Source organism: Acidovorax sp. HMWF029, assembly GCF_003060895.1.
GTDB lineage: Bacteria > Pseudomonadota > Gammaproteobacteria > Burkholderiales > Burkholderiaceae_C > Acidovorax.
In genome coordinates, this window is record NZ_QAIH01000272.1 from 11,215 (window position 1) to 19,636 (window position 8,422).

Consider the following 8,422-nt stretch of genomic DNA (forward strand, 5'->3'; position numbering starts at 1 on the left):
CTCCATGCTGGCCGCCGTCTCTTCCAGGTTCGACGCCGTCTGCTCTGTGCGGGCAGACAGGTCGTGGTTGCCGTTGGCTATCTCCACCGACGCCGACGACACCGCATCCACCCCGTGCCGTACCTCGCTCACCACCGTGCGCAGCCGCGTAGCCATGCCGGACAGGGCCCGCGTGAGAACGCCCAGCTCGTCCCTGCGGTCGTCGTGAATGTCCTGCGTGAGGTCTCCGGCCGAGATGGCTTCGGCCAGTGCCACAGCCCGGTCCAGCGGGCGCGTGATGGAGCGCACCAGCAAAGCCGCCAGCACCATGCCCAGCGCCACCACGGCAACGGCAGCGATGGACCCGATCAACACAAGGCGGCCTCGGGTGGCGCTGGCAGCCTGCACCGCCGCATCACGCTGGCGCTCCTGAGCGGCCACAAACTTGTCAATTGAATCCAGGTAGGCCACGACCTTCGGACGGTAAACGTTGGCAAGGTAGGCCTGCTTGGCTGCGGCATCCCCTGCATCGGTCAACTCCTTGAGCTTGTCGGCCTGGCCCCGCACATCGGCGCGCGCAGCCCCCACAGCAGCCAATGCAGCCTTGTCTTCTGCCGACTCGGCGGCCTTGGTGATTTTTTCCTGCACCGGGGTAATGCGCGCCGTGAGAGCTGCCACCCGGGTGTCAAAGTCGGCCTTGAGTGCCTGGTCGGTGGTCACAAAACTGGCCATCGACATCGTGACGGCCACCTCGGCCAGCCCGCGCCAGCTGACGGCGGTGGTAATGGCGGCCTCGTACTTTTCCACGGATTCTTCGGTGGCGGCGGTCACCTGCCGCCCATACCACTGTGTCCAGATAGCGGTCACCAGCATCAGGGCCAGCAAACCGAGGATCACGCTCCACATCTTGTGGGCCACACGCAGGTCATTGAATTTCACGATCACTCCTTAGAACGTGTCTACGGGCTTGGAACACGTCACCCATTGCCGCGCCGCCACCAGGCGCGCCATCCCTGCGGGCAGTGTTGCTGGGTTCGGCAGGCTGTGTTATCGGTACAAGCCCTAAAATGCCCCGGTGACCCCCATCCTCAACGCCGACCTGCATTGCCACTCCGTTGTCTCCGACGGAACCCTGACACCCGAAGACCTGGCCGCGCGGGCCAAAGCCAACGGGGTCGAGCTGTGGGCGTTGACGGACCATGATGAGATCGGCGGGCAGCACCGCGCCGCCGCCGCTGCCCGCGCGCAGGGCATGGCCTACATCACCGGCACCGAAATTTCGGTCACCTTTGCCAACACTACCGTGCACATCGTTGGCCTGGGGTTTGACCCCGACGATGCCCAACTGGCCCGGGGCCTGGCCGCCACGCGCGGCGGACGCAATGAACGCGCCCAGGACATGGCCGCACAGCTGGCGCAGGCAGGCATCCATGGCGCATATGAGGGGGCGCTGCAGTTTGTGGGCAACCCCGACCTGATCTCTCGCACGCATTTCGCACGTTTTCTGGTGGAAAGTGGCGTCTGCAAGGACACCTCGGAGGTGTTCCGCAAGTACCTCATCGAAGGCAAGCCCGGCTATGTGCCTCACCGCTGGGCTGGGCTGGGCGATGCCGTGCGCTGGATCACCGAGGCCGGTGGCATGGCCGTGATTGCCCACCCGGCGCGCTACAAGTTCACCGCCAACGAGGAGTACGCACTGTTCTCCGAATTCAAGCAGCATGGCGGGCGCGGCGTGGAAGTGGTGACCGGCAGCCACAGCGCTGCCGAGTACGTGACCTATGCTGCCATGGCGCTGGAGTTTGGACTGGCCGCCTCGCGCGGCAGCGACTTCCACAGCCCTGACGAATCCCACACCGACCTGGGCACGCTACCGCTGCTGCCGGGCCAACTCACCCCTGTGTGGGAGCTGCTGGCCCACCGCATCCAGCTGCCCCCGGCCTGAACAGCCCCCACCAAAAAAACTCATGGCCCAGTATTTCGAAGTCCACCCCGACAACCCGCAGCCACGCCTGCTCAAGCAGGGGGCGATGCTGCTGCAAAAGGGCGGCATCCTGGCCGTGCCCACCGACTCCAGCTACGCGCTTGTCTGCCACCTGGACGACAAGGACGCCGTGGACCGCCTGCGCCGCATCCGCCAGGTGGACGAGAAGCACCACCTCACGCTGCTGTGCCGCGATCTGTCGGAGCTGGCCAACTACGCACGGGTGGACAACCGCCAGTACCGCCTGCTCAAGCTGGGCACGCCGGGGCCCTACACCTTCATCCTCGAAGCCACCAAGGAAGTGCCCCGCCGCGTGAGCCACCCCTCGCGCAAGACCATCGGCCTGCGTGTGCCAGACCGCAAGGGCCTGCAGCTGCTGCTGGAGCTGCATGGCGCGCCCCTGCTGGCCACCACGCTGATCCCGGCGGGCGAAACGGAGCCGCTGAACGACCCGCAGGATATCCGCGCGCGGTATGAAAAGCTGCTGGACGCCATCGTGGACGCAGGCGCCTGCCCGCTGGAGCCCACCACGGTGGTGGACCTGACCCCCATGGGCGCGGGTGGCGACCCGGAGGTGGTGCGCGAAGGGCGTGGCAGTCTGCAGGCCTTGGGCCTGTAGCACCCTGCTTGCGCGCCTGGCCCTGTTTGGCGCGCGAAGCGGCGTTGGTCAGAGCTTGAACGCGCCGACCGCCTGCTCCAGATCGCGTGCCTGAGCGGTCAATGCAGAGGCGGTGGCCACGGCGCTTTGCACCAGCGCGGCCGTGTCCTGGGTGGTGCCGTCCATGTGGGCCACAGCCTGGTTGACATGGGTGATGGCCTCGCTCTGCTCGCGCAGGGCCACGGAGATCTCGCCCAGCAAGGCGCTCACCTGGCCCACGGCGCCAACGATCTCCTCCATGGTCTTGCCCGCCTGGCCCACTTGGCCCGCGCCGCTTTCGACCTGTTCGACGGATGCACTGATCAGTGCCTTGATCTCGCGCGCGGCCACCGCGCTGCGCTGGGCGAGGTTGCGCACCTCGCTGGCCACCACGGCAAAGCCCCGGCCCTGCTCGCCCGCACGCGCGGCCTCGACGGCGGCATTGAGCGCGAGGATGTTGGTCTGGAAGGCGATGCCCTCAATGACCTGGATGATGTCCACGATTTTGCGTGAGCTGCCGCTGATGGCCTGCATGGTCTGCACCACCTCGCCCACCACAGTGCCGCCCTGCTCGGCAATGGCCGATGCCTTGACGGCCAGACCGCTGGCCGAATGGGCGCGTTCGGCGTTCTGGCGCACCGTGGCCGTAAGCTGCTCCATGCTGGCTGCTGTCTGGGTGAGGGAAGACACCTGGTCTTCGGCGCGGCGCGAGAGGTCTGTGTTGCCGTGGTCGATGTCGGCGGCAGAGGCGCTGATCGCATCGGCGTCCTGCTTGATGCGCGAGACCAGGTCGGTCAGCGTGTCTTCCATGGTGCCCAGCGCGCTCAGCAGGCGGCCAAAATCGCCCTGCAGATCGGAGCTGAACTCCTGGCTCAGGTCGCCCGAGGCCACAGTCTCAGCGATCAGGAGGGCCTGGTTCAGCGGCGCCACAATGCCCGCGCGCAGGCTGACCACGGCCAGCAGTGCCAGCACAAACACCACCACGCTGCAGCCAATGGCCCACGCCCGCACACTGCCAAGGTGGGCCTGCGCTGCCTGCACCTGCTGCGCCCCCACCGCACCGCCCTGCAGGGCCTGCTCGGCTGCGCCAACGCCCGACAGCACCATGGCCATCAACAGCAGCACCACAAGGCCAATGCCACCAAACGCCAGCGTCAGGCGCGTTCCGATCTTCAGATGGTTCAACATGCGCGTAGTCTCTCTAGAACTGTTGTAGTGATAATCAAGAGCCTGTTCAAAGGAGCATCCCCGGCAGGCGCCGCAACCACCAATGATCGCGCAGCAAGGCATGCATCTGGCGTACGTACAACCCACAATCGCCCAACCCGCCGCCTGCGGGACCGCCGGGCGGCAAGCGGTCTGAGACAATCCTCGGGTGGACACCTCCAATCTCATCCAAACCGTTCTGATCTACGCCCTGCCGGTGCTGTTTGCCATCACCGTGCACGAGGCGGCCCATGGCTACGCGGCGCGCCACTTTGGCGACAACACGGCCTACATGATGGGGCGCATTACGCTCAACCCCCTCAAGCACATCGACCCGGTGGGCACCATCCTGATGCCGCTGCTGCTGTACTTCGCCACCTCGGGGGCGTTTTTGTTCGGCTACGCCAAGCCGGTGCCTGTCAACTTCGGCAACCTGCGCAAGCCCAAGCAGCACATGGTCTGGGTGGCGCTGGCGGGGCCCGCGTCCAACTTCATCCAAGCCATCGGCTGGGCCGTGCTGCTGGTGGCGCTGGTGGGCTCGGGCGTGGAAGAGCGCTTCTTCATCGAGATGGCCCGCGCGGGTGTGCTGGTCAACCTGGTGATGTGGGCCTTCAACCTGTTTCCGCTGCCGCCACTCGATGGCGGGCGCATTCTGGTGGGGCTGCTGCCCTGGAAGCAGGCGCACATGGTCTCGCGCATCGAGCCCTGGGGCTTTTTCATCGTGATGGGCCTCGTGATTGCGGGCGTGGTGGGCGCACTGTGGCTGCGCCCCCTGATGGCGCTGGGCTACAGCGTTATCAACCTGCTGCTCACGCCCCTGACAGCGCTGCTGAACTGACCTGCTTTTCGTCGTTTTCCGTACTTCATTCCGTTCCTCCGTCTCTATGAGCACCACGCGTTTTCTCACCGGCATCACCACCACGGGCACGCCTCACCTGGGCAATTTCGTCGGCTCGATCCGCCCCTCGGTGGCGGCCAGCCTGCAGCCTGGCGTGCAAAGCTTTTACTTCCTGGCCGACTACCACGCGCTCATCAAGTGCGAAGACCCGGCTCGCATCCAGCGCTCCACGCTGGAAATCGCGGCCAGCTGGCTGGCGGCGGGCCTGGACCCCGAGAAGGTCACCTTCTACCGCCAGTCCGACATCCCCGAGATCCCCGAACTGACCTGGCTGCTGACCTGCGTGACTGGCAAGGGCGTGCTCAACCGCGCGCACGCCTACAAGGCCAGCGTGGACAAGAACACGGCTGCAGGGCGCGAGCAGGACGACGGCGTGACGGCGGGCCTGTTCATGTACCCCGTGCTCATGGGCGCGGACATTTTGATGTTCAAGGCACACAAGGTGCCCGTGGGCCGCGACCAGATCCAGCACATCGAGATGGCGCGCGACATGGCGGCCAGCTTCAACCACCTGTATGGCGAGCACTTTGTGCTGCCCGAGGCCGCCATTGACGACCATGTGGCCACGCTGCCCGGCCTGGACGGGCGCAAGATGAGCAAGAGCTACGACAACACCATCCCGCTGTTCAGCTCGCGCGAGCAGCTCAAGAAACTGATCGGCTCCATCCTGACCGACTCGCGCGCGCCCGGCCAGGCCAAGGAGGTCGAGGGCTCGGCGCTGTTCCAGATCTACCAGGCCTTTGCCACGGCCGATGAGACCGAGGCGCTGCGCAAGGCCTACGCCGACGGTATTGCCTGGGGCGATGCCAAGCAGGTGCTGTTCGAGCGCGTGGACCAGGTGATTGCGCCCATGCGCGCCAAGTACGAAGACCTGATGAACAACCCCGCCCGCATCGAAACCACGCTGCTGGCCGGTGCCGAGCGTGCCCGCGCGCTGGCCACGCCGTTCATCCGCGAGCTGCGTTCGGCCGTGGGCCTGCGCAGCCTGGCGCAGGCCAGCTCAGCAGCCAAGCCAGTGAAGGCTGCCAAGGCCGCCCTGCCCTCGTTCAAGCAGTACCGCGAGGCCGACGGCAAGTTCTACTTCAAGCTGGTGGATGCCGATGGCCGCCTGCTGCTGCAAAGCACTGGGTTTGACGCGCCCAAGGACGCAGGGCAGGCCATCGCCCGCCTGCAGCGCGAAGGGCTGGGTGCACTGGCGGGGCATCTTGCGCCTGTGGACGGCGCGGCAGAGGCCGAAGTGGCAGCAGCACTGGCCGCGCTGGCCGCACATGCAGCGGCTGCAGCCTGAATATTCACAGCTAAATTGCTATTTATTTGATAGCACAAGACGCTTTACAGTCGAGCGCAGAGGGCCTAAAAAACCCTCAATCCATGCGATAACGCAGGCTGCGTTCACAGGGTAGGGCGTACCTTGCCATGCAGAGGTATGTGCAGCATGCCCGTCCAAGCCCAGCGGCGGTCTGCTGGTCTGCGGAATAGCACGCGGTTGAAGCTCCAGCCCGCACGTTTGCGCGCCGGGCTGCCCAGGCACAGGTACCGTTGATCGATGGCGCCCTTAAACTGGGCACCTAGACCTGATCTGGAGGACCCCATGAAGCTGCTGTTTGTCTCGGTCTCTGTGCTGGCCCTGCTGGCCGGATGCAACGCCACCCACCCCCACCACCCGTCAGGCCCCATGGCCTCGGGGCGGGACCGTACCTTCAGCGTGCCGGTGTATGGCCCGGACACTTCCCAGGCGTACGCGACCGCCAGCCGCGAATGTCAGCGCCTGGCATTGCACGCCAAGCTATTGCGCAACGACGGCTCGCGCTTGGTCTTCGAGTGCGTGAGCGAACGACCCGACAAACCTTGATGCCCTCTGCCAGCCCCGCACCAACCCGCCCGCTGTGCGCTGGCGGGACCCTGCTGACCCTGGCCGCGCTGCTGGCGGGGTGCCAGCATGCACCTCTTCAGAAGCCCCCGGCGCATCCCACTTGGGTCAACAGCCTGGGCATGGTGTTCGTGCAGGTTCCTGCGGGCAAGTTCTGGATGGGGGGCGTGCCCCCCGTGGAGATGCTGGCCCAGACCTATCCTTTGCTTGAAAGAAAACGCTTCACCGACCTGATCGACGAAGCGCCTTCCCATGAAGTGCACATCCGCAGCGCGTTCTACCTGGGCCAGCACGAGGTCACGGTAGGGCAGTTCCAGCGGTTTGTCGAAGCCTCGGGCTACCAACCTGAATCCGAAGCCGATGGCACAGGGGGATATGGCTACAACCCCCAGTACGATCCGGCCACCACACAGCGCGGCGACGCATTCGACGGCCGCTTGCCCCAGTATTCGTGGCGCAACCCCGGGTTTGCGCAGGACCCGAACCACCCGGTCGTCAACATCACCTGGAACGACGCCCAGGCCCTGGCCCGCTGGCTGAGCAAAACCGAAGGCCACCCCTACCGCCTGCCCACCGAGGCCGAGTGGGAATACGCCTGCCGCGCCGGCACCCGTACCCTCTACCCCCATGGCGACAACCCGCAGGGCCTTGTGCGGGTGGCCAATACCTTTGACCAGGAAGCCGCTCCCCTATGGCCTCACTGGCGCCAGCATGCGCTAGCGAGTAGCGACGGCCATGCCTTCACGGCCCCTGTAGGCAGCTATGCCCCCAATGCGTTTGGCCTGCATGACATGCTCGGCAACGCATGGGAATGGGTAGCGGACTGGCACGACGACAATTACTACGCCGCATCGCCAGGGGCCGACCCCCAGGGCCCCACCGCAGGCAGTGTGCGCGTGCGCCGGGGCGGCTCATGGCATACCTGGTCGTTCTACGCGCGCTGCGGTTTTCGCAACTGGAACACACCACAGACACGGTACCCACTGGTCGGCATGCGACTGGTGCGCGAAATCGCCCTGCCGACGACACCCCGATCGTCATCGCCATCGCCATGACGACAACACCCAGCGTCTGCAACAAACAACAAAGAGTTAACAAATGTCAAACCACCCGCACGCCCTCGCCACGCAGCTAGGCTTGGCACGGGATATCGCGAATAATTTCCGGCTTCCACTTCGATGGGGGACACCATGCGCATAGCCGCTCTGGACGACGATGCGCTTCAGCTGGATCTGATCAAGCAGGCCACGGAGGCGATGGGCCACGTCTGTCACACGCATTTGACCGGCGCCGAGTTGCTGCGCACGCTGCGCCGTGAGACCTTTGACCTGCTGATCGTGGACTGGCAACTGCCCGACACCACGGGCCCCGAGGTGGTGCGCTGGGTGCGCAAAAACGTGGCAGCGCAGCTGCCCATCCTGTTTGTGACCAACCGGCAGGAAGAGCGCGACATCGTCGAGGGTTTGGCGAGCGGTGCCGACGACTTCATGGTCAAGCCCGTGCGCATCGGCGAACTCAATGCCCGCGTGGCTGCGCTGCTGCGCCGCGCCTACCCCGGCAACACGGCCAGCGTGCTGGAGTTTGGCCGCTACCGTTTTCTGCCCGAAACCCGCGCCATCGAAATGGATGGTGTGCCCGTGGAACTCAAGAACCGCGAGTACGACCTTGCGCTGTTTCTGTTCCAAAACATGGGTCGGCTGCTGTCTCGCGACCACCTCAAGGAAATCGTCTGGGGCCAGGTGGCCGATGTCATGTCGCGCTCGCTGGACACCCACATCTCACGCCTGCGCACCCTGCTGGACCTGCGCCCCGCCAATGGCTTCATCGTCACGGCGGTGTATGGCGTAGGCT

The 8,422-nt window shown here is 65.5% G+C and carries 9 protein-coding genes; 7 read left to right on the top strand and 2 right to left on the bottom strand.

Annotated elements, in window-relative coordinates; all coding sequences use genetic code 11:
- Positions 1-918: methyl-accepting chemotaxis protein (locus tag DBR12_RS22400; RefSeq protein ID WP_199226728.1), on the bottom strand; the 918-nt coding region annotated here is incomplete at its 3' end.
- Between the two features lie 136 nt (positions 919-1,054).
- On the opposite strand from DBR12_RS22400, the gene DBR12_RS19095 reads away from it, so the two are divergent.
- Both DBR12_RS19095 and DBR12_RS19100 read left to right on the top strand, forming a co-directional pair.
- The gene (locus tag DBR12_RS19095; RefSeq protein ID WP_108618690.1) at positions 1,055-1,921 is read left to right on the top strand and encodes a 3',5'-nucleoside bisphosphate phosphatase; all 867 of its coding nucleotides are present in this window, start codon (positions 1,055-1,057) and stop codon (positions 1,919-1,921) included.
- Between the two features lie 22 nt (positions 1,922-1,943).
- The gene (locus DBR12_RS19100; protein ID WP_108618691.1) at positions 1,944-2,579 is read left to right on the top strand and encodes an L-threonylcarbamoyladenylate synthase; all 636 of its coding nucleotides are present in this window, start codon (positions 1,944-1,946) and stop codon (positions 2,577-2,579) included.
- 48 nt (positions 2,580-2,627) lie between these two features.
- Here DBR12_RS19100 and DBR12_RS19105 read toward each other — a convergent pair whose 3' ends face one another.
- Complete coding sequence (locus tag DBR12_RS19105) at positions 2,628-3,785, bottom strand: methyl-accepting chemotaxis protein (protein WP_108618692.1); 1,158 nt, start codon at positions 3,783-3,785, stop codon at positions 2,628-2,630.
- A gap of 187 nt (positions 3,786-3,972) precedes the next feature.
- On the opposite strand from DBR12_RS19105, the gene DBR12_RS19110 reads away from it, so the two are divergent.
- The 5 genes from DBR12_RS19110 to DBR12_RS19130 form a co-directional block, all read left to right on the top strand.
- Positions 3,973-4,641: a site-2 protease family protein gene (locus tag DBR12_RS19110; protein ID WP_108618693.1), complete on the top strand. Its 669-nt coding sequence runs from the start codon at positions 3,973-3,975 to the stop codon at positions 4,639-4,641.
- A gap of 46 nt (positions 4,642-4,687) precedes the next feature.
- Entirely contained in the window at positions 4,688-5,989 is a 1,302-nt protein-coding gene (locus DBR12_RS19115) for a tryptophan--tRNA ligase (RefSeq protein ID WP_108618694.1), read from the top strand.
- 303 nt (positions 5,990-6,292) lie between these two features.
- Positions 6,293-6,553, top strand: a complete 261-nt coding sequence (locus DBR12_RS19120) for a hypothetical protein (protein ID WP_108618695.1) — start codon at positions 6,293-6,295, stop codon at positions 6,551-6,553.
- Positions 6,553-7,626: a formylglycine-generating enzyme family protein gene (locus tag DBR12_RS19125; RefSeq protein WP_108618696.1), complete on the top strand. Its 1,074-nt coding sequence runs from the start codon at positions 6,553-6,555 to the stop codon at positions 7,624-7,626. Before DBR12_RS19120 ends, DBR12_RS19125 begins: the two co-directional genes overlap by 1 nt.
- A 135-nt stretch (positions 7,627-7,761) precedes the next feature.
- Positions 7,762-8,422, top strand: a 661-nt coding sequence (locus tag DBR12_RS19130; protein WP_108618698.1) for a response regulator transcription factor, incomplete at its 3' end; no start/stop codon positions are given.